Consider the following 22097-nt stretch of genomic DNA (forward strand, 5'->3'; position numbering starts at 1 on the left):
CTCCCCGGCCGCAGGAGACATCCAGCCGATCCCGAGTTCCCTGGCGGACATTTCAACGACGAGGTGATGTCGAGTTCCGCCACGGTGGTGTGGGATGCATCAACAGTCCGACAACTCCCTCCACGAGAACCGGTTGCGCGCCCATGCAGCGTGTATGGCCGGCGAGAGTGTTGCGATGATCGACAGTGCCTCGCGGACGCGTGCTGACGCGGTTCCCAACGGCGCCACGCGCAAGTTCACGTCGCGTCATCGAGTTATGGGTATCATTGTGCAATGTTTCACGAGCGGCACGAACCTTCCTTCTGGTAATTCCCGGAACCGAAGAACCCAAGGAGGTTCAGCCATGACCGTCATTCTCATTCTACTCATGCTCTCAGTGTTCATGACGCTCGACTACGCGCTTGGTCGCAGAGTCGTCGAGCAACCCATTGTCGCGGATCAACCCGATCCGCTGCCGATGCCGCAGACGGCGGAGCCGGTGTGGGTGGGCGGCTACCAGCTGCCGGAAGATCTCCGTTATCACCTCGGACACGTGTGGGTGCGGCCGCTTGGCGCCGACACGGTCGCGGTGGGCATGGACGATTTCGCGCGCCGCCTGGTCGGCAACGCACAACACGTGGCGCTGCCGGAAGCGGGTGCGCGGCTCAGCGCCGGCCGCCCGGCGTTCCGCGTGACCTCGGCCGTGGGGAACGCGGACCTGGTGGCGCCGCTGTCCGGCGAAGTGCTCGAAGTCAACCCGCGCCTCGCGGCACAGCCCACGCTGGCCACGGACGAACCGTACGGGCGCGGATGGCTCGTCAAGATGAAGGCGCACGACCTCACGAGTGGACTGCGCAACCTGATGAACGGATCGCTTGCGCGCCGCTGGACCGAAGACGCCCGCGGGCGTCTGGACATGCAGCTCGTGGCCCTGTCGGGCTCGGTGCTGCAGGACGGCGGCGAGCCGGTGGCCGACTTTGCGACGCACCTCTCCGGGGAGGACTGGAAGCGTCTCGTCAACGAGTTCCTGCTGACCTGAACGGGAGGGGCAGATGAGCAACAACACTAGATCCATGTTGATCGATATCACCCGATGCGTGGGTTGTGGCGCCTGCACGGAGGCCTGCCTGCAGGCGCACGACCTTACCACCAATGTGGACGACATCAAGGATCTCTCCGCCGGCGCGCTGACATTCGTCTCCGAAAAGGACGACCTGTACGTGCGCCGCATGTGCATGCACTGTCTGGAGCCCACCTGTGTGAGCGTGTGCCCGGTGGGGGCGCTGCAGCAGACGCAGGACGGGCCGGTGATCTACGAGGCGTCGCGCTGTCTGGGCTGTCGCTACTGCATGCAGGCGTGCCCCTTCAACGTGCCGCGCTACGAGTGGAACAAGGTGGTGCCGGGTGTCGCCAAGTGCGACTTCTGCGCGCCGCGCCAGGCGCAGGGCCTCATGCCCGCGTGCGCGGAGGCATGTCCGGAAGACGCAACCACCTTTGGTACGCGCGAGGAGATGCTGGCCGAGGCGCACCGCCGCATCAACGAGAACCCCGGTGCGTACTATCCGCACGTCTTCGGCGAGGAGGAACTGGGTGGCACCTCCATGCTGATTCTCTCACCGGTGCCGTTCGACACGCTGGGATACCCCAAAGCGCTTCCGCACGAGCCGCTTTCATCTCGCACCTGGGCCTCGCTCAGCCACGTGCCCGACGTGATCACGGTGGGCGGCGCCATGCTGCTGGCCATCTGGTGGATCACGAAACGCCGCGAGGAAGTGGCGCGCATCGAAGGGCCGGGCAGCTCAAACGACATGCACTCGGGAGGTGGTCACGCATGAACGGCATCAAAAAGCCGCGCTTTGGTTTCTGGAGCGCCGTCTTCTGGATCCTGGTGGGATTCGGAGTCGCGACGGCGTTCATGCGCTTCACGCGCGGGCTCGGATCGGTCACCAACCTGTCCGACAACTTCCCGTGGGGCCTGTGGATCGGCTTCGACATCCTGTGCGGTGTGGGTCTCGCCGCAGGCGGGTTCACCATCACCGCCATCGTCTACCTGTTCCACCTGGAACGCTTCCGGCCCATCGTGCGGCCGGCCATCCTGACCGCGTTCCTGGGTTACCTGCTGGTGGTGGTGGGTCTGTTGTTCGACCTGGGGCGGCCCTGGAACATCTGGCACCCGCTCATCATGTGGAACCCCCACTCGGTGATGTTCGAGATCGCGTGGTGCGTGACACTGTACACGACCGTGCTGGCACTTGAGTTCTCGGGGATGGTGTTCGAGAGGCTGGGGTGGAAGCGCGCGCTGTCCATCCAGCACGCGGTGGTGATTCCGCTGGTGATCGCGGGTGTCATTCTCTCCACCCTGCACCAGTCTTCGCTGGGCGCGCTCTACCTGATCGTGCCGGGCAAGTTGCACCCGCTGTGGTACACCGAGCGCCTGCCGGTGATCTTCTGGCTCTCGGCGGTGTGCGCGGGGCTCGCCATGGTGATCGTGGAATCGCGTCTCTCGGCGCGCGCCCTCGGGCGCAACCTGGAGGTGCCCATCATTCGAACGCTGGGCCGGGCGCTGCTGGGCGTGCTGGGTGTGCTGGCGGTGTTCCGCCTGCGCGACCTGGCCGCGCGGGGCGTGCTGGGGCTGGCGTTTACGCCTTCGTACGAAGCGGCGCTGTTCCAGGTGGAGTTCCTGCTGGGCATCGTGCTGCCGTTCGTGTTGCTGCTCTTCCCGCGCATGCGCCGGAGCCCCGGCGGTCTGTACGTCGCGAGCCTGTTCACCGTGCTGGGTTTCATTGCCAACCGGCTCAACGTGAGCATCACCGGCCTCGAGGCGTCGCAGGGGCACTACATCCCCGCCGCCGGCGAGATCCTGGTGACCCTCATGCTGGTGGCGCTGGGATTCGCGGCGTTCAAACTGGCGGCCAAGTACCTGCCGGTGTACCCGCCGTTGTCCGGGAGCGCGCCGCCGGGAACTGCCCCGGGCGTGCGCAACAAGTGATCGGAGGGGTGGTTTTCGAGTGAGCGAAAATCGCCATGAGAGCCGGGGGCTGGCAGCCCGCTTCGGGCTGGCGCTGTGCGCCGGAACCGCCGTCATCCTGGTGGCGGGCGGCTACGCCAGCCTCCGGCTGCAACGCTCGCACCTCACCGAGCTGGTGGAGACGCGTGCCATCGAGGTGGCGGATGTCATCCGCCGCTCCACGCGCGATGCCATGATGCGCGACGACCCGGGCGAAGTGCGGCGCATCATCGGCGCCATTGCCGATCACGAGTCGTTCGAACGCATCCGGGTGTTCGATGCCCGCGGGCGCATCACCGTCTCCACCATGGAGGACGAGGTGGGCACGCTGGTGGACATGAACGCCGAGCAGTGCGTGCTGTGTCATGGCGCCGACCAGCCGTTGACGCGCCTCAACGGACTGGATCGCACGCGCGTATTCCGCGCGCCGTCGGGGGATCGCGTGCTGGGGGTGATTGCGCCGGTGCACAACGAGGCCAGTTGCGCCAGCGCTGCGTGTCATGCACATCCGCCCAGCGTCAACGTGCTCGGCGTGCTCGACGTGCAACTGCCGCTGGCGCGGGTGGACGCGGACCTGGCCGCGTCGGAGCGGCAGATCCTGCTAGGGGTGGGTATCGCGGTTCTCGCCCTGCTTGCGCTGGCATGGCTGCTCACGTGGCGCATGGTGATCCGGCCTGTGGCCAACCTTACGCGCGCCGCGCAGCGCGTGGCGGACGGCGATTTTTCCGAGCGGCTGCAGACCGGTCATCACGGGGAAATCAGCGTGCTCACGGAATCCTGGAACGCGATGACCGAGCGGCTGGGTATGGCACGGCGCGACCTCGAAGAGTTGAACACCACCCTGGAGCTCCGGGTGGAAGAGAAGACCGCACAGCTGGAGCTGGCCCACAAGCGCATGATGCTGGTGGACAAGATGGCGTCGCTGGGAAAACTCGCCGCCACGGTGGCGCACGAACTCAACAATCCGCTGGCCGGCATCGCCACCTACGCCAGGCTCCTGCGGCGGCGGAGCGAGGAGGCGGACCCCGAACTGTCACCGCCGGCGGGGCAGGACGATGCACGCCGCATTCTCGCGCTTATCGAGAGTGAGTCGCTGCGCTGCGGCAACATCGTGCGCAACCTGCTCCTGTTCAGCCGTTCGCCCACGGTTCGATTCGCCGAGGAGGATCTGCGCCCGCTGCTCGACCGCTGTGTAATGCTCCTCAAACACCGCGCGGACCTGTCGGAGGTTTCGCTCAGCGTCGATGTGCCCGCGGGCCTGCCGCGGGTGGAATGCGACGCATCGCAGATTCAACAGATGGTGCTGGCGCTGGTCATCAATGCACTGGAGGCAACGGCGCAGGGCGGCCAGGTGATCATCGCCGCGCGAGAGGATGAACCGGGCGAGTGGGTGACGCTGAGCGTGCGCGACAACGGCCGCGGCATCCCACCCGAATACCTGGCGGACATCTTCGAGCCGTTCTTCACCACCAAGGAAGGGGAGGCCGGTGTGGGGCTGGGACTGCCGGTGGTGTTCGGAATCGTTACGCGCCACCATGGCACCGTGAGCGTGGAATCCACGCCGGGTGCGGGCACCGTTTTCTTCGTGCGCCTGCCGGTTCACCAGCCGCGCGCGACGGACGCCGAGTCGTCCGACAAGGAGGTTCACGCCACATGAACAAGAATCCCCCCCTGCCCCTCTCGATCCTCGTGGTCGACGATGAGCCCATCGTGGTGCAGTCGCTGGGTGACTGGTTCCGCCAGGATGGCCACAGCGTCGACACCGCGCAAAGCGCACGCGAGGCGCTCAAGCTGGTGGGCGAGAAGGACTACGACCTCGCGTTTCTCGACATCAAGATGCCGGGTGTCGACGGCATCGAGCTGCAGGCGCGCCTGGCGGCCGCCAAGCCGGACATGACCGTGATCATCATGACCGCCTACGCTTCGGTGGAAACGGCGGTCAAGGCGCTCAAGGCCGGTGCCTACGACTACATCTCGAAACCGTTCGACCCGGAGGAACTCTCGCTGCTGGTGCGCCGCGCCGCCGAGCACCGTTCCATTCGCTCCGAGAACGTGCGCCTGCGCGAGCGGCTGGAAGCGGAATCCGCGCCCACGCCCATCGTGGGTGTGTCGTCGGCCATCCGCCGCGTGCACGACCTCATCGCGGCGGTGGCGGGAACCGACGCCACCGTGCTCATCAAGGGCGAGTCCGGAACCGGCAAGGAGATGGCGGCTCGCGCCATCCATGCGGGATCGCCGCGGCGCTACGGCCCGCTGGTGGTCGTCAACTGCGGCGCGCTGGCCGAGGGACTGCTGGAGAGCGAGCTTTTCGGCCACGAGAAGGGCGCCTTCACCGGCGCCATGTACCGCCACAGCGGCAAGTTCGAGATGGCCAACGGTGGTACGCTGTTCCTGGATGAGATCGGCACCATCAGCCCCAAGGTGCAGGTGGAGTTGCTGCGCGTGCTGGAGGAAAAAGTGGTGACGCGCGTGGGCGGGCGCAACCCGGTTCCGGTGGACTTTCGCGTCGTCGCCGCCACCAACGAGAACCTCGAGCTGCGCGTGCAGCAGGGGGACTTCCGCGAGGATCTCTTCTGGCGCCTCAATGTGTTCACCATCGAGATGCCGCCGCTGCGCCAGCGGCCGGAGGACATCGGCCCGCTGGCGGAGTTCTTCCTGGACCGTTTCACGCGGTCGATGAATCGCAAGCCGATGCACTTCTCCGCGGAGGCGATGCGGGCGTTGCAGGGCTACGCGTGGCCGGGAAACGTGCGCGAATTGCAGAACGCCATCGAGCGCGCGGTGGTGGTGGGAAAACCGCCCACCATCGAGGCGCGCGATTTCCCCATGCGCGTCATCGAATCGCCGGAGCCGGCCGGCGGCGCGCGCTCGCTTGCCGAGGTGGAGCGGGCGCACCTGCTGGCGGTGCTGGAATCCGAGGAGTGGAACATCAGCCGTTCGGCGCGCGCGCTGGAGATCGACCGCGGCACGCTCTATCACAAGATCGAGAAATACGGGCTCGACAAGGCGAAGGCGACGGGGTAACGCGTCGTGGCCGACGGCAACCCGCATGCAGCACCGCCTCGCATCGAGACGGTCCGCTTTCACGCGGACGGGGGCATCGCGCGCGCCCTCGCCGAGGACATCGTGGCGCATGTGAGCCGTTGCCTGGTGGTGCCGTGCCGGCTGGATGCGTCTCCCTGGGACATCCGGCCGGTGCGACTGGGTGGGCGCGATCAGGTGGACGCGGACGGCCTGCTTGCCTCGCTGGCGTCATGCGCCCCGGGGGTGATCCAGGTGGGGCTCACCGGGCTCGACATCGGCCTGCCCATATTCACCTTCGTGTTCGGGCGCGCCATGCGTGGGGGGCACGCCGCGGTGGTGTCGCTGGCACGGTTGAGGCCGGAGCACTACGGCCTCGCGGCCGACGCCGATGTTCTCCTGCGGCGCGCCGTGACGGAGATCCTGCACGAACTCGGGCACGTGGTGGGGCTGGGGCACTGCAACGACTTCAACTGCATCATGCACTTCGCGCCCAAGGTGGAGTCCATCGACGTGCGCGGCGGCGATTTCTGCACCGCGTGCGCGGCCTCGCTGCCGCCGGATGTCTTTTCACCGCTGCACGGCTGAGGGAACGCGCCGGCGCACTGCCTATCGCTTGGCGGGCTTGATCACCAGGCCCAGCCCCTGGTGGCCGTCGACGACGACGCGCAGGGGGTGCTTGAGCCGAAGGTGGCGCACGTACGTCCCTTCCTGCTCGACCGGTTGGCCGGCGATCCACTTCCAGTCCACGAACTCACCTGCGTCGTCGTTTCCCACCGTGAGGTAGCTGATCCCGGATGCGGCCAGGTTCTCGAAGAAGTGCCCGCCCTGCGACGGCGCCACCGCCGCGTCCCGCAGCGGCGCCTCGACGATCACGCGCGCCGCGTTGATCTCGTCCCAGCGAACCGGAAGCCCCAACCACGGGTCGGCGGACCCGAGGCGCCCCACGCCGATCAGCACGTACGGGCGGCCCAGCTCCGCGAGCTTCGCGTTGAAATTCCCCAGTTCCCGCGCCGCGAGCACGCTGTTGGCACGTTCGAAGCGATCACGATCCACGACCACCATGTCGCTGATGTCGTCGCTGGCGCCGTTGCCGAGCACGCGCGTGCTGCGGCACACCAGCGTCTTCGCCGGGGCATCCTCCACCTTGAGGCGCTCGACTTCGCGGTCGATCACCATCGGCCGCAGCTGCAATAACTGGAACTCGCGTCGCGCACCCTCCGGCACCGACAGGTTGACGGCGAACTCGATTTCCACCGGGCCGCTCATGCCTCGCATACCCAGTTCGAGGTGGCGCTGGATGATCTCGGCCAGCGGAAACAGGTCGTTCTTCAGAATGGGGGCGAACGTCACCACGCGCGGGCCGTCGCGCGCGATGCCGTCGTACAGAACCCGATTTTCGTTGGAGTAGGTGGACGCGAGTGCGGCCAGCACGCCGTCGGCTTCGGCGCGCTGCAATGTTTCCTCAGCCAGGTGCAGCGGCCCGCCGGCTTCGCGCACCGCGTCTTCTGTGGGCAGCGCCAGTGCAAAGAACGTGTGCTGCGAGTAGCGCATACCTTCCTCGACGCGCGAGAACTGGATCTGGTTGCGCGGATGGCGCGGGCAGAAGCGGACCGTTGCGCCGCCGTCCGCCACCTGCGTTCCCAGTCCGATGGCGACCATGGCGATGCCGTCCTCGGGCGTCAGCGGCGCGGTCGGATAGAAGTTGTACGAGCGTGCGGCCCCCGCGAAATCGGGGTAGTAGCGGTCGCCGCGCTTCGCGCCCACCAGCTTTTGCACGATGACCGCCATCTTCTCCTCTTCCAGACGGTACGGTGTCGAGCGCAGGTAGCGCTTGGCGGATGTGTAGAACGTCGATGCGTACACGCGCTTCACCGCATCCAGCAGGTCGTCCAGGCGCACGCCGGGATCGCGGTGCTGGTTGGGAAGCATGAACGTGTCATAGACGCCGGCGAAGGGCATGAATTGCGAGTCTTCGAGCAGGCTCGATGAGCGCACCGACAACGGATAGTGAGCCGCAACCAGGTAGGCCCGCAGGGCCTCTTCCGCTGCCACCGGGAACCGCCCCTCCCGAAAGCGCGCCAGGATCTCCGCGTCGTCGTTGCACCGGATTGCGAAGCCGGCCAGATCGTTGAAATCGAGGAAGCGGTCGAAGACGTCGGTGCCCAGCACCACCGAGGGTGGGGTGGTGATACGCACCCCCGGCCACTCCTCCTCCAGGTTGCCGGCGAGCAGCAGCGCGTTCGCGAAGGCGAGGCCGCGCGCCTTGCCTCCCAGCGACCCACCGCCGATGCGCGCGAAGGTACGCTCGGCATCAAAGGTGTCGGGGTCGAAGTCGACCACCCAGCCCCGCTGGCTCTCGCGGCGGCGATCCCCGATGCTGGTCACCAGGTAGGAACGCAGCTCCGCGATCGACCCGTAGTCCGACACCTTCATGGGGCGCAGGCTGTGCGCGAGATCGAACTCCGTGCGCGCCTTGAGCCAGCGGGAAAAATCGTTGCGCTGGCCGTGATAGGAAAGGCTGCTGTCGGGCACCACGCGGAGTGCCTCCTGGAAGGTGCGCAGATCGTCGGCGCGTTTCAGCTCGATGCCATCCGCATCGCGGAACACGAAGTCGCCGAATCCAAAGTGTTGCAGCATGTATTGCTTGAGGTCGCGCAGCAGCGTGGGGGAGTCTTTGCGCAGAAACGACACGCCCAGTTCCGCGGCCCGCGCTCCGTTGGCGGCGTCGTGGGACTGCAGCAGCACCGGGATGTCGGCGTGCGACTGCATCACGCTGCGCGTGAAGTCGAAGCCCGCCGTCGCGTCCATGCTGCCTTCGCGCGGAAACGCGATATCGCACACAACGCCCAGAATGGTGTCGTGGTAGCGCTCGAAATGCCCCCACGCGTCCTCGTAGGTGTGGCAGAGGAGGATCTTGGGGCGCGCGCGTCGGCGCAGCAGTTTGTGCGCCGGGTTGACACCCTCGGCGATCACGTCCGCGGTCTGCTCGACGATCGCCGTATAAATGAGGGGGAGGTATGACGAGTAGAACTTGACGTCGTCCTCGATGAGGACGATCGACTGCACGCCTACCAGTGCGGTGTCGTGTTCGACGTTCGCGTGGTCCTCAATATTGCTGATGATGGCCAGCAACACGCGAAAGTCACCCTGCCAGACGAACACCCGGTCGAAAAGCGCAGCACGGCCGCTGTGCAGCAGTGCGGCCAGTTCGCGGCTGTCGTGGGTCAGCAGGACCACCGGCGTCGTGATGCCCGCGCTGCGCATCTCCCGCGCCATCTGGTCGGCCTGCATGTCGTCGAGGCGCAGCGAGCAGATGACCAGGTCGAAGCGCCCCGGCTCGGCCAGCAATGACAGGGCCTCCGCGCCTCTGGAGACCCGCGTGAGACTGGGCATGGTGGTGAGGCCGAGCCCCAGGTACTCGTTGATCAGGGATTCGTAGAGGCTGCCGTCTTCGGAGAGGGTGAAAAAGTCGTACAGGTTGGAGACCAGCAACACGCCGCGAACACGAAACCGCATCAGACCCTGAAAGAGCTGTGCGGAGTGTCCCGTTTCGAGCTTCAGGCGATTGGTGCGACCGCTTTCCATATGATCGGGAGCCCGGCGGGCCGTGGGGGCGCCGGTGGTGTGCCGGCCGGCGGCAGGTGATCCGCCGCCGGCCGCAACGTCGCAGTCACAGACTGCCAGAATGGGCTAGACGAGGCCCTGATCCATCATCGCGTCGGCAACCTTGATGAAGCCGGCGATGTTCGCGCCGTCCACGTAGTTGCCTTTGCGCGCGAAGCGGTCGGAGGCCTTCGTGCAGGCGCCGTGAATGTTCTTCATGATCTGCTGGAGTTTGGCGTCCACCTCTTCGCGCGGCCACGCCATGCGTCCCGAGTTCTGCGACATCTCCAGACCGGAGACCGCCACGCCACCGGCGTTGGCCGCCTTGCCCGGCCCGAACAGAACACCGGCGTCGAGGAACACGTTGACCGCGTCGGGTGTGCTGGGCATGTTGGCGCCTTCCGCCACCAGCTTGCAACCGGCCTTCACCATGTTCTCCGCGTCCTTCTGGTTGATCTCGTTCTGCGTTGCGCTCGGGAACGCGCAATCGGCCTTGTGGGCCCACAGCGGGTTGTAGCCGAGCTTGGGATCCGTTGGCGTGAACACGGCATTGCGGAACTTGTCCGTGTATTCCTTGATTCGTCCGCGGCGGTTGTTCTTGAGATCCATCAGGAACGCAAGCTTGTCGCGATCGATCCCTTCCTCGTCGTAAATGCAGCCGTTGGAGTCGGACACGGTAACGGGCTTGGCGCCCAGCTGCAGCAGCTTCTCGATGGTGTACTGCGCCACATTGCCCGATCCCGAGACCAGGCAGGTCTTGCCCTTGAGTGAGTCTCCGCGCGAGTTCAGCATCTCCGCCGCGAAGTACACGGCGCCGTACCCGGTCGCTTCGGGCCGGATCAGCGAGCCACCCCAGCCAATGCCCTTGCCGGTCAGCACGCCGGTGAACTCGTTGCGCAGGCGCTTGTACTGTCCGAACATGAAGCCGATCTCGCGGCCGCCCACGCCGATGTCACCGGCGGGCACGTCCGTGTTGGGGCCGATGTGCCGGAACAGTTCGCTCATGAAGCTCTGGCAGAAACGCATCACTTCGTCGTCGCTCTTCCCCTTCGGGTCAAAGTCGCAGCCACCCTTGCCACCACCCATGGGCAGCGTTGTGAGGCTGTTCTTGAAGACCTGTTCGAAGGCGAGGAACTTGAGGATGCCCAGGTTTACCGAGGGATGGAAACGAAGGCCGCCCTTGTAGGGTCCGATGGCGCTGTTCATCTCGATGCGGAAGCCGCGGTTGACGTGCACGTCGCCGCGGTCATCCTGCCACGGCACGCGAAACATGATGACGCGTTCCGGTTCGAGGATGCGCTCGAAGATTTTCTTTTTCCGATACTCGGGCCGCGCTTCCAGCACGGGTTCGATGGATTCCGCGACCTCCTGGACGGCCTGGTGGAACTCCGGTTGTGCGGGGTTCTTTTCCCGAACCTCGGCCATCAGATCGGCGACATAGCGGGATTCCTTGGTTGCACTCATTGCCAGCGGCTCCTTTCATTGCGGCGAAGATGGCGGGCGTGGTGGCGCCCTGAACAGCACGGGGAGCCATCCACGGCGGCCCTCCTCGGAGAGTAAGAGAAAAGGGTCCGGCTTTCAAGAAGGGGATCGGCCGGCTTTCCGTCGGTTCGCGAGGTCGGGCGGCATGCGCATGCCGATGTCCTGCCGCCCGCCCGGATCCCCCGTGTCGGCGGGCGCGTTCACCCATCCAGTTCGCTCAGGCGGCGATCGAGAAAGCGTCGCTCCGGCTCCTGGCGGGCGAGCGCCAGCGCGCGGCGGTACGCGTCGCGTGCCTCGGTGGTGCGTCCCAGGCGCCGGCACAGATCGGCGCGCGCGGCGTGCGCCAGGTGGTAGTCGGCCAGTTCGCCACCTTCGAGAATCGCGTCGATGAGTGCGAGCCCCGCCTGCGGACCGTCGCGCACGGCGATGGCGGCCGCGCGGTTGAGCGCCACCACCGGTGACGGTTCGGCGCGCAGCAGTACGTCGTAGATGCCGACGATCTCATCCCAGTCGGTGTCGTCGGCGCAGGGCGCCTCCGCGTGCAGGGCGGCAATGGCCGCCTGCAACGCGTACGGTCCCACGCGCCGCGACGACAGCGCGCGTTTCACCAGTGCAGCGCCCTCGGTGATGTAGTCCTGGTTCCACTGCGAGCGGTCCTGTTCTCCCAACAGCACGAGTTCGCCGCCGGGTGTGGTGCGGGTGGGCCGCCGCGATTCGTGCAGCAGCATCAGCGCCAGGAGCGCTATCGCCTCGGGCTCGGGGAGCAGTTCCACCAGCAGCCTTCCCAGGCGGATGGCCTCCTGCGAGAGGTCGTGCCGCGTGAGCGCTTCGCCCGAAGACGCATAGTACCCCTCGTTGAAGACCAGATAGACCACGTGCAGCACCGAGTCCAAACGCTCCGGCAGTTCGGCACGCTCGGGAACCCGGTAGGGAATGCGCGCGTCGCGAATCTTGTTCTTGGCGCGCACGATGCGCTGCGCCACCGTCGGGGCGGGGCTGAGAAACGCGCGCGCGATCTCTTCGGTGGTGAGGCCACACACCTCGCGCAGCGTCAGCGCCATCTGCGCCTCGGGCTTGAGCGCCGGGTGACAGCAGGTGAAGATAAGACGCAGGCGGTCGTCGCCCAGGCCGCCATCCTCGGAAACCTCCGAAGCGGTGGCGACGGACTCGATGTGATCGGCCAGCTTCACGAGCGATGCGTCGAAGCGTGCACGGCGGCGGATGGCGTCGATGGCCTTGAAGCGGCCAGTGGATACCAACCACGCGCGCGGGTTGGCCGGAACGCCGTCGCGCGGCCACTGTTCGACTGCGGCGGCGAAGGCATCGTGCAGCGCCTCCTCGGCGAGGTCGAAGTCGCCGAGCAGGCGAATCAGGGTGGCGAGAACGCGGCGCGACTCGGACCGGTAGAGCGTGTCCACCGTCTGCCGGATGTGCGTCGCCGCGTCCTCGCTCACCGCGTCCCCCACTACTCGCGGTCGAACACCATGATGGGACGCACCTCGATGCTTCCGTGGCGCGCCGACGGAATCTTCGACGCCACCTGGATGGCGTCGTTGAGATCCTTGGCCTCGATCATGTAGTAGCCGCCGAGCTGCTCCTTGGTTTCCGCGAAGGGACCGTCGGTGGTGGCAACCTTGCCGTTGCGCACGCGCACCGTGGTGGCGGTCTGCACCGGTTGCAGGGCGTGCCCGGCCACGTAGTGGCCGCTCTTCTGGATGCCATCGCCGAACGCCCAGTACTCGTTCATGATGGACTCCATTTCCGGCTGGGCCATGCCGCTGATGATCTTCTCGTCTTCGTAGATCAAACACAGGTATTTCATGATTGCCTCCCTGGCTGGGTTGGATTTCGGTTCCGATTTCAACCCCTGGTCGTTCGGCGGGGGATGAATTCGACATGCTGCCCAAAGAAAAGTGTGTGCCGGCGCAGAGGGGGTGCGGCCCGCCGCCGGGCTCCCGGTCAATTATAGTAGCAGACGAGACCGGAAATCCCAGGGGGCAAGCGGTCAGGAAACCCCGGCCACGAACGCGTCGACGGACCGCTCAACGCCCGCCCGCGACAGGCTGGGGTAGCGCGCGTAAGCGGAGTCTGGAATTGCCGCCACCAGGGCGCGGAACTTTGGGGGATCCACCAGCCCGTGGCGTACGAATTCCCGCGCGTCGTCGAGGTCCCGCTGGAAACCGCGGACGACCTTGGATAGCACCTGCGCGTAGGGGTCGTAGTGGTAGAACCCGATCGCGCCGATGGTATCGATGAACACGTGGCGATCGGCGGTACCCTTCAGGGGCGGCACGAAGTCTTCCGGACGCGCGAACTCGACGTTCATGTCGAGGCGCTCCTTGATGGCCTGGATGTCACGGAAGACGCGTTCCTGTTCCGAGAAGAGATCGGCATCGATGGAAGCGCGCCGCCAGCCCAGGTAGACCGCGGTTCCGCCCCCCACCAGGTAGACCTGGTAGCTCCCGCGCCGGGGCGCACAGCGCGCCAGCTCCTTCATGAGCAGTACCAGGCGTTCGCGGGTCAGTTCCTCTCGCATGTGGACCTCAATTCAGGCGGGCGCCCGCGCACGCGTCTGCGAACGACGCGGCCTGGCGCAGATAGGCGAGGTAGCGCGCGTGCGCCAGGTCACCGGCGGAAAGCTCCAGCAGTCGGTACAAACGCGTGTCCGCGTCCGCGAACACATCGCGGGGCAGGGGGACACCCTCGCGACGAAGGCGGGGTGCGGCCAGCGACACGAGCAGACTTTCGACGGTCTCTTCGCCGGCCGCGAGCGCGGCAAGGCCGGCATCGACGGTTGCGCCACCGGGAAGTCCGAGTGCCTCGAAGCTGGAATCACCGAAGCGCACCCGGATCCAGCGCCGCATGGCGGCCTGGCGGGCCACTGTCTTTCTCGTTTCCGGGGTCATCGCTTCGGCGCGTGCCTGCCCGCCGGCCCGGCCGTAGGCCCGGAACCGCTCTCGCACGGAAGCCGGAAGTTTCATGCCCCTAGTGTACTAAGGGGGTAAGCATATGTCAAGGGGGGGCAAGAGGGGTCGTGCTCAGGCGCAGCGGCAGGCGAATCTGTCAGTGGGGCATGGGCGCCGGCTCTCCGGGGGGCACGGCGCCGCCGAGAATGTGGCGAATGACGTCCGCGGCCGAATAGCCGTCTCCATTGTTGCGCACGAGGTCGGGGACGGTTGCAATGTCGTCGCCGGCCGTCACCATCGGGGGTTCAACGTAACCGTCTTCCCGCTGCTGCGGGTAGCCCGCGGTGGCGTTGAGCGCGTTGCACAGGCAGACGCGGCCCTCCGTATCCGCGATATCGCCGCCGCTTCTCACAAAGTCTTCCACCGGTTCGGCGGGACAGCGGTAGCCGATCGAGCCATCGTCCTTCTTGAACAGCGTGCGCAGGAAGCGCAGGTCGCAGATGCGTTCGCGCGCCGCGTACACGCGATCGTCGGAGAGCGTTCCCGCCACGCGCACCACCTTGAATGGAAACCCGGTGGGGGACACGGTGGTTGCGGTGAGGATCGATGTCCCCCTGGCGCACGCTTCCCGCAGGACACGCCGCTTCAATCCCGGGTCCATGCCGGATTCGTTGCAGAAGGCGAAGGGGGTTCCCACCTGAACGCCCGTCGCACCTTCGGCCAGCGCCGCGCGCAGACGTTCCGGATGGCCGTAGCCGCCGGCCAGCCAGAACGGCACCCCGAAGGCACGCATCTTCTCGGACGCCACCACGTCCTTCTCGCCGTAGACGGGTTCGCCGCTCAGGCTGAGGTGCAGCGGCCCGCGCGGCGGGGCGTTGTGACCCCCGGCGGTGGGGCCCTCCACCACGAAACCGTCCACGGATCCCTCGCTGCGTTTGAGCAGCGCGCTCGCGAGCACGGTCGAAGAAACGATGGGGACAAAGCGCGGGCGTTTCAGTTCGCCCATGCGGTTGTCGATTCCGGGGAAGAGACGCTCCGGATCGAAATGAATGACGAAGTTGTCGTCCGGCCTGGCACCCTGCACGTCGAGCCGGTAGGTGACGGGTTCGTGGTGCGACAGCCGGTCGAGCACCGCGGCAACCTGGATGGGAATGCCGGCGCCCATCAAGACGTAGTCGACTCCCGCCAGCATTGCGCCGTAGAGCGAGGCCAGGTTGGGCAACTGCACCTTCTCCAGCAGGTTGATTCCCACCGGCCCGGCGTGCCCGTGTTTTGCCAGGAACACCTCGACGTAGTTGGCGACGACCGTGAACCGATCCGCGAAGAGCGACGGAAGCACGGTGTGCGCGGGGGGAATCTTGTACGGGGTGTCCGGAGCCTTGCCGCCGGGGACGTAGTAACGGCGCAGGATGGTCTGCACGGATTCCGGAAACGGGAAGCTCTCCAGCGCGCGGCGCATGTGCCCGCCGGGGTCGCCGTCCATCAGCCGGCTGGCGATCACGCGGGTGAGCCCGGTGCCGGACACCACGCCGAGCTGGCCGAGTTGCGAAACGGCGCTGGCGAGGCGCCAGTTGGAGATGGCGACACCCATGCCGCCCTGGATGATCAATGGATCGCTCAACCGTGTGTTCCTGAATCGGAGGGGGCTCGTTGTCTGAGGTCCGTCACACTCTGAAGATAGTAAAAGAAGATTGGTTTGTCTTTATATATTTGGGGGCGCGGCGATGTCCGCCAACTTGCCCAGGGACGGTGGATTACGGGAGACCTGCGGGAGCCGCGCTTGCGATTATCCGAAGATTGCGCGTGATCCACCGGGGAGGCATATCTGGACAAGTGTGTCCGCTGTTGCTAGCTTGAAGGTGAACATCGGAGGGTGTCATGCGCCTGCTCCTTATCAACCCTCGCAATCCACTCGTCAATATCACCAACAGGAAAAACTACTGGAACAAGTACCGGGTGTGGAAGCCGCTCGGTCTCCTGGTGCTGGCCGGTCTCACGCCGCCGGAGTGGGAGATCACGGTGGTGGACGAGAATGTGCATGGCGTCGACTACTCCGGGCTGCCACGTCCGGACCTCGTGGGTGTCACCGCGTTCACGTCCCAGGCGCCGCGCGCGTACGAAGTGGCGGCGCTGTTCCGCGGGTGGGGGGTGCCCGTCGTCATGGGCGGCATCCACGCCACCATGCGCCCGAAGGAAGCCGCGGAACGGGTGGATGTGGTGGTCACGGGCGAGGCCGAGAGTGTGTGGCCGCGCGTGCTGAGCGACGCCGCGCGGGGAGCCATGCAGTCGCTGTATGCCGGCGGTCACGAAGACATGGAACATGCGCCGCTGGCGCGGCACGATCTGCTGCCAACCGGCTATGAACTGGGAGCCATTCAAACCACGCGCGGGTGTCCGCTCAACTGCAGCTTCTGCAGCGTCAGCGCGTTCAACGGACGGGCGTACCGGCGCCGTTCCATCGAGGACGTGGTGGCGGAGTTCAAGCTGATCCGGGAGAAACTCGTGCTCGTGGTGGACGACAATCTCATCGGCACCCGGCGGGATCACATCGCGCGGGCAAAAGACCTGTTTCGCGCGATGATCGACGCGGATCTCGGCAAGCAGTGGATCTGCCAGGCCACCATCAACATGGCGGACGACGAGGAACTGCTCCAGCTGGCCCGGCGGGCGGGGTGTGCCGGTGTTTTCATCGGCTTCGAATCGGTCACCGATGAGGGGCTGCTCGAGGTCCACAAGAAGTACAACATGCAGAAGGACCGCAATTTCAGGGCGTCGGTAAGAAGGATCCAACGGCACGGCATCACCATCGCCGGCTCGTTCATCATGGGGCTGGACGCGGATCGGCCGGGCATCGGCCTCGAGATCGCCAGAACGGCCAGCCGGTACGGCGTGGATATTCTCAATACGATGTTTCTGACACCGCTGCCGGGGACGGATCTCTGGAAGAAAATGGAAGCGGAAGGACGCATTGCCGCCGATCGCTTCCCGGAGGACTGGAAGTACTACACGCTCACGCTCCCGGTGGGACGCTACCGGAATTTCAGCCTGGATGGCATCGTGGGCGAGATGGACACATGCACACGCACGTTCTATTCGCTGAGAGGAATCCTGGGCCGCGTGAGCCGCAACGTCTGGGAGAAACGGCGTCCTGTTCTTACCCTGTTTGGCAACCTCACCTATCGCAGCAACCATCGCTTGAGCCAGAAGGCGTGCCGGGAATTCGAACAGGCGTGCAACTGGCTGCAGCCGGTCCGCGCGATACCCGCGACGGGCGCCAACCGTCACGCGCTTTGAGCCGGGTGACGGCGCGCACGAGCCGGGCAATGTCCGGTCGCATCGAGTTCGCGGCTTCACGCGTCATGACTCGCAAACGAAAATCCCCGGCACCGAGAGGTACCGGGGATTCTGTTTTTTTGGTAGCGGGGGTGCGTGATAAGCAGCGAAAGATAGATTTCCCGCCCGTCGACATCATCGAGATCCCGCTGGTTGCGCGAGGCACCGTCCTGGTGCCGCTCGCGGCGTAACCGGCGGGATTCTTCATTTCTGGGCCCACTGGGGCCCTTTCTCTTCTTCCTCCCCTCACACGGCAAACCGTGGCGCGTCGCGCCGGGATTTCTTGCGCGCCGCGGGCAGCTAGCGCCGGCCGGGCATAAACGGGCCCAAATAGGGGCCTAATAAGCTCCTAGCCGCGTGGGGTCGACCGGCCCCAGTTTCGGATTGGAAGGCGAATCGATGAACAAGACAACCACCAACGAGTCCAGTTCGGCCCAGCGGACCATCGACAGCTGTTACGAGTTCGTGGAGAAGCACCCCGAACTTGCGCGGCACGAGGAGCGCGAGCAGGTCTTGGCGGAACAGGGGATCGACGTTCCTCCGTCGCATTTCAATTGCACCGACATGGGCAACGCCGAGCGGCTGGCCGCGACCCACGGGGCGACGCTCCGGTACTGTCAGGCATGGGGTTCATGGATGTGCTGGGACGGGAAACGATGGTTTCGCGACAGAACCGGCGTTGCGGCCCGCAAGGCAAAAGCCACGGTGCGGGCCATCTACAACGAAGCGTCGCAACTCAACGACGGCGCGATCAGACGCGGACTCGCCAAGCACGCGCTCCGCTCAGAAGCCCAGGGTCGGATTGTCGCCCTGCTGGAGCTGGCGAAGACTGACGCTCGCATCGCGATCCTCCCGGAGGAGTTTGATGGCCCTGATACGCGGTACCTCCTCAACGTGCTCAATGGAACCATCGATCTTCGCACTGGCGAGTGCCGGCGGCACTCGCCGAGGGACTTCATCACCAAGCTCGCCCCCGTGACGTTTGATCCCGCGGCCGAGAGCCACCGCTGGGAAGAGTTCCTCGCGCGGATCGTCCCGGACGCCGAGGTGAGGCGCTTTCTGCAGCGGTACGTAGGAAGTGCTCTCAGCGGAGACACCGGCGACCAGTGCTTCGCGCTGCTGCACGGGACTGGCGCCAACGGGAAGACCACCTTCGTCGAGGCCTTGTTGGGCCTGCTGGGCGACTACGGGCACCAGCCGTCCTTTGAATCCTTTCTCGAAGCAACCGGACGAAGCGACCGCCGCGGTGGGCCGCGCGCCGACCTGCTCGCGCTGCGCGGCGTTAGGTTCGTCGCCGCCGTGGAGGCGGGCCCGGGCCGTTGGCTGGATGAGACCGTGATCAAACAGCTTACGGGAGGAGACACGATTACCGTGCGTGGCCTCTACGAGGCGATGCAGACATCGTTCACCACCGAGGCGAAGATCTGTCTCGTTGCCAACCACCGGCCGGAGATCCGGGGCGGCGACGAAGCGATCTGGCGACGGGTCCTCGAAGTTCCATTCCTCGTGACGATTCCAAATGCCGAGCGAGATCCGCGGCTCAAGGCAAGGCTGTGTGAGCCAGCCGAGCTTTCAGGCATTCTGAACTGGGGGATTGCGGGCTGCCGCGAATGGATCGCAGCCGACACAAACCGCCTTCGTCCGCCCGCCGCCGTCATGGCTGCGACACGACGTTATCAGTCAGACCAGGACCGGTTCAGACCCTTTCTCGACGAGCACTGTGTTCTGCAGGCGGACGGGTGGGTGTCGAGCCGAGAGTTGCGGGCTGTATACGAAACGTGGTGTCGGCAGAGCGACGAGAACCCAATGTCGGCGCGTGAGATGGCCGAGCGGCTTCAGTCCGTTGGTGCGACAAAGGATCGGCGCGGAAGAGGTGCGGCCATGGCTCGCGGGTGGCGTGGCATCGCACTGGCCTCCCACGGGGTGAAAGGGAACGGAGACAGCAGAGACGCTGGAGACGCGATATTGTCACAACCCTCCCTAGGTTCTCCTCCACGAGGGAGGTTGTCCGAAATGGGTGTCTCTGGTGTCAACGCGTCACCACCGGGGACGGAGCCGCACTAGAGATGCGCAGGCGACTCGCAGCACTCCCGCCCTACCAGGGTGGCAAACGCCGGCTCCTCGGGCAGATTTTCAAGTATCTGCCGCGGCCGGCGGAGGCACCGGTGTTCGTCGACGCGTTCCTGGGCGGTGGGAGCGTGTCGCTCTACGCCAAGGCCCGCGGTTATCGCGTCGTCGCGAACGACATTGCGCTTCGAAGCCAGATCGTCGGCGAGGCGCTGATTGCGAACGACCGCGTGACGCTGGGCAAAGAGGACATGACGCGGCTGTTCGTTGGGAGTGGCGACGGCCCGGGCTTCATCGAGGAGCACTTCGCCGACAAGGTCGTGACCGCGGAGCACGCCCGATTTCTCGACACCGCGTTTGAGAACGCGCGAGCAGCCGCGGGGGTGAAGCGATGGTTGTTGCTCCTCCTGCTCGTCAAGTACGTGTTCCGAATGCGGCCGATGGGGAACTTCGGCGCCCGGACGATCGTCCAGCAGGCGGCGAATGGCGAGTGGGAGGCGATGAATCCGAACTACGTCCGAGACATGCTGGTTCGTGGCGTCGCCGATCACCCCGCGGCCGTCGCCGAGGTGCTTCGCCGGCAGGTGAACCAGGGGGTGTTCTCGAACGGGCACGAGAACCAAGTGCACCGGGCGGACGTGTTCGAGCTTCTGGAGAACGTCGAGGGCGACATTCTCTACCTCGACCCGCCCTACGCGGGGACCTCGGCCTACGAGACGGCACTCCGCCCGTTGGACGCGATGCTGGAGGGCCGGCTCGTCCGAACCGAGGCAAGCCGGTTCAGTCGTACGGAGGGGATTGAGATGATGGAGCGGCTACTCGAGAAGGCGGAACGGTTCCCGGTCTGGGCAATTTCGTACGGGAACGCCGAGACAGACTTGGACGGCTTGGTGCGCGTGGTCGAGCGGTTCCGGCCGGTCGTTGCAGCCGAGGCCTTCCGCTACACGCACCTGACGGGCTTGAGCGGCGAGGCGCACCGGGAGCGGAACCGGGAGCTGCTCGTGGTCGCACGGAGGTAACGAAATGGGTACGGCCGGTGTCGAAAAGCTGACAGTGGTGGAGATTGGTGTCGAAAAACTGACACCGAACCCATGGAATCCAAATCGCATGAGCGAGTCGATGCGCGGGAAGCTCAAAGCGTATCTCAAGCGCGAGGGGTTCGTCGAGCCACTGGTCGTTCGGCCGCTGGGCGAGGGCTACCAGATCCTCGGCGGCTTCCACCGCTGGGAGATCGCGAAGGAGTTGGGCTATGCGACCGTCCCGTGCGTCGTGGTCGAGGTTGACGACAAGCGGGCGAAGATTCTGACCATCAACCTGAACGAGATGAAGGGGCAGAGTCTCCCAACGCTCCTTGCGAACCTCGTGCACGACCTCTCGAAGGAACTCGTGCTGGAGGACCTGGAGAAGCAGCTTCCGTACTCGCTGGACGAGCTCAAGGACTCGCTCGACCTCTTGAAGATCCCGGATGGGCTGGAGGACTTCCTGAAAGGGGAAGCAGAGCGGCAGGCACGCGAGCGGCCGCAGATCCTCACGTTCGTCGTGGAGGACGCGGAGACGGTCGAGCGGGCGATCGAGGCGGCCAAGCGGGGGCAGGGATTGGGGACGCGGGGGGCGGCCTTGGTCGCCATTGCGCGCGCCTACCTGGCTGCTGAGGAGCACGAGCGATGAATGTCAAGAGCACGCGTCTGCTCGTGAAAGAGCAGCCCCATCACCTGCGGGCCTTCGAGCACTACTACGGCCTCGGCGAACAGCGGTGCTATGAGCGGGTTTCTACTGAGTTCGCCGTAGCATCGAGCACTGTAAAGTTGTGGGCGCGGTCGTTCGGCTGGCAGGAGCGCGTACGAGAACGGGACCTTGAGATTGCGCGCGATGTTGCCGATCGAACGGCAAGCGGTGAGGTGGACCGCCGGAGCCGCAGCCTTCAAATCGTCCACATGGCGATGGTTCAACTCGCGAAGGCGATCGCGGAAGGGGACATACGGATGACGCTGGCTGATCTCGACAAGCTGATTCGGCTGGAGGCGTTCCTGAAAGATGAACCCGAGTCGCGGCATGAGGTGATGCTGAACGGTCTCGTGTCAAAGTCCGATGCGGAACTTCAGGAGATGGTGAAAGACGAGCTTGAGCGGCTCCGGCAGGTCGGTGGACAATGACGACTGTCTCGCGTCCGCTCGCGCGCATGCTTCCCAATAGTGACCCCCTTGTCATCGTGCCCGGCGCTGAGAGATCTGCTTTTTGACTTGACCGCGCGATCTGTCCCAACTACGTTCACGAAAAGCGACCGTCGTGTTGGATCAGCGTTCCGTTCGTGCAACCATGACAACAGCGTTTCTTTCTTGTCGGGCCAAGAGACGGTTCCTCGGATTCACAGTCAGTGTACTGTTCCTGGTGTCCGCATGCACCAAGCGCGTCGAGGTGCGAATCGACGATCTTGCGCGATCACCACAAGGGACTTTCTGTCTTCATATGTATGGAGATAGTACGATTGTTACGGACGATCTCGTATACGAAGACTCCGTGTTCGTACTTAACAATGTCATTGCAAACGGTAAGCGCACGGAAATAGAACCAACCAGAATTAACCTGAGTAGTGTCGCCTCGATTGAGGCGGTGAGAACGAACTGGTTGCTTACGGTCGCAATCTGGGGCCCGATTGTCGCGGCTGCGGTAGTTGTGGTGTATTGGATCTTCTTTGA

18 protein-coding genes are annotated in these 22097 nt (G+C 65.4%); 11 read left to right on the forward strand and 7 right to left on the reverse strand.

Translation table 11 applies throughout. The features are described 5' to 3' along the window. Nucleotides 1-343 precede the first annotated feature (343 nt). Genes OEX18_03115 through OEX18_03140 form a run of 6 tightly spaced genes read left to right on the forward strand, consistent with a single transcriptional unit; the run spans nucleotide 344 to nucleotide 6595 of the window. On the forward strand, nucleotides 344-1018 hold the full coding sequence (locus OEX18_03115) for a glycine cleavage system protein H (protein ID MDH4336249.1): 675 nt from the start codon (nucleotides 344-346) through the stop codon (nucleotides 1016-1018). 13 nt (nucleotides 1019-1031) lie between these two features. Continuing rightward, nucleotides 1032-1814: a 4Fe-4S dicluster domain-containing protein gene (locus tag OEX18_03120; GenBank protein ID MDH4336250.1), complete on the forward strand. Its 783-nt coding sequence runs from the start codon at nucleotides 1032-1034 to the stop codon at nucleotides 1812-1814. Beyond that, nucleotides 1811-2968: a Ni/Fe-hydrogenase cytochrome b subunit gene (gene hybB / locus OEX18_03125; protein ID MDH4336251.1), complete on the forward strand. Its 1158-nt coding sequence runs from the start codon at nucleotides 1811-1813 to the stop codon at nucleotides 2966-2968. The genes OEX18_03120 and hybB overlap by 4 nt, the downstream gene beginning before the upstream one ends. 19 nt (nucleotides 2969-2987) lie before the next feature. Continuing rightward, nucleotides 2988-4643: an ATP-binding protein gene (locus OEX18_03130; protein MDH4336252.1), complete on the forward strand. Its 1656-nt coding sequence runs from the start codon at nucleotides 2988-2990 to the stop codon at nucleotides 4641-4643. Beyond that, on the forward strand, nucleotides 4640-6010 hold the full coding sequence (locus tag OEX18_03135) for a sigma-54 dependent transcriptional regulator (protein MDH4336253.1): 1371 nt from the start codon (nucleotides 4640-4642) through the stop codon (nucleotides 6008-6010). The genes OEX18_03130 and OEX18_03135 overlap by 4 nt, the downstream gene beginning before the upstream one ends. Nucleotides 6011-6016: 6 nt before the next feature. Beyond that, entirely contained in the window at nucleotides 6017-6595 is a 579-nt protein-coding gene (locus OEX18_03140) for a hypothetical protein (GenBank protein MDH4336254.1), read from the forward strand. Between the two features lie 21 nt (nucleotides 6596-6616). Here OEX18_03140 and OEX18_03145 read toward each other — a convergent pair whose 3' ends face one another. From OEX18_03145 to OEX18_03175, 7 genes are all read right to left on the reverse strand, one after another. Beyond that, nucleotides 6617-9526 (reverse strand): histidine kinase, encoded by a 2910-nt coding sequence (locus OEX18_03145; GenBank protein MDH4336255.1) that lies wholly within the window; start codon nucleotides 9524-9526, stop codon nucleotides 6617-6619. 174 nt (nucleotides 9527-9700) lie between these two features. Further along, nucleotides 9701-11077 carry an NADP-specific glutamate dehydrogenase gene (gdhA, locus tag OEX18_03150; GenBank protein ID MDH4336256.1) on the reverse strand — a complete coding sequence of 459 codons (1377 nt, stop codon included), beginning with the start codon at nucleotides 11075-11077 and terminating at the stop codon, nucleotides 9701-9703. A 218-nt stretch (nucleotides 11078-11295) separates the two neighbouring features. Beyond that, complete coding sequence (locus tag OEX18_03155) at nucleotides 11296-12549, reverse strand: RNA polymerase sigma factor (GenBank protein MDH4336257.1); 1254 nt, start codon at nucleotides 12547-12549, stop codon at nucleotides 11296-11298. Nucleotides 12550-12560: 11 nt separating this feature from the next. After that, nucleotides 12561-12917, reverse strand: coding sequence for a YciI family protein (locus OEX18_03160; protein ID MDH4336258.1), 357 nt, complete (start codon nucleotides 12915-12917; stop codon nucleotides 12561-12563). Nucleotides 12918-13100: 183 nt separating this feature from the next. Next, nucleotides 13101-13631 carry a hypothetical protein gene (locus OEX18_03165; GenBank protein MDH4336259.1) on the reverse strand — a complete coding sequence of 177 codons (531 nt, stop codon included), beginning with the start codon at nucleotides 13629-13631 and terminating at the stop codon, nucleotides 13101-13103. A 7-nt stretch (nucleotides 13632-13638) separates the two neighbouring features. After that, complete coding sequence (locus OEX18_03170) at nucleotides 13639-14076, reverse strand: hypothetical protein (GenBank protein ID MDH4336260.1); 438 nt, start codon at nucleotides 14074-14076, stop codon at nucleotides 13639-13641. An 82-nt stretch (nucleotides 14077-14158) separates the two neighbouring features. Next, nucleotides 14159-15622, reverse strand: a complete 1464-nt coding sequence (locus OEX18_03175) for a nitronate monooxygenase (GenBank protein ID MDH4336261.1) — start codon at nucleotides 15620-15622, stop codon at nucleotides 14159-14161. Between the two features lie 257 nt (nucleotides 15623-15879). Here OEX18_03175 and OEX18_03180 point away from each other — a divergent pair, with 257 nt between their 5' ends. From OEX18_03180 to OEX18_03200, 5 genes are all read left to right on the forward strand, one after another. Beyond that, a complete protein-coding gene (locus OEX18_03180) occupies nucleotides 15880-17295 on the forward strand; it encodes a B12-binding domain-containing radical SAM protein (GenBank protein MDH4336262.1) in 1416 nt (471 codons plus the stop codon). A gap of 438 nt (nucleotides 17296-17733) precedes the next feature. Beyond that, on the forward strand, nucleotides 17734-19398 hold the full coding sequence (locus OEX18_03185; GenBank protein MDH4336263.1) for a phage/plasmid primase, P4 family: 1665 nt from the start codon (nucleotides 17734-17736) through the stop codon (nucleotides 19396-19398). 2 nt (nucleotides 19399-19400) lie between these two features. After that, nucleotides 19401-20420, forward strand: a complete 1020-nt coding sequence (locus tag OEX18_03190) for a DNA adenine methylase (GenBank protein MDH4336264.1) — start codon at nucleotides 19401-19403, stop codon at nucleotides 20418-20420. 4 nt (nucleotides 20421-20424) lie between these two features. Then, entirely contained in the window at nucleotides 20425-21069 is a 645-nt protein-coding gene (locus OEX18_03195) for a ParB N-terminal domain-containing protein (protein MDH4336265.1), read from the forward strand. Next, nucleotides 21066-21554, forward strand: coding sequence for a hypothetical protein (locus OEX18_03200; GenBank protein MDH4336266.1), 489 nt, complete (start codon nucleotides 21066-21068; stop codon nucleotides 21552-21554). The genes OEX18_03195 and OEX18_03200 overlap by 4 nt, the downstream gene beginning before the upstream one ends. The last annotated feature ends 543 nt before the right edge of the window (nucleotides 21555-22097 follow it).

The organism is Candidatus Krumholzibacteriia bacterium (assembly GCA_029865265.1).
Taxonomy (GTDB): Bacteria; Krumholzibacteriota; Krumholzibacteriia; order WVZY01; family JAKEHA01; genus JAKEHA01.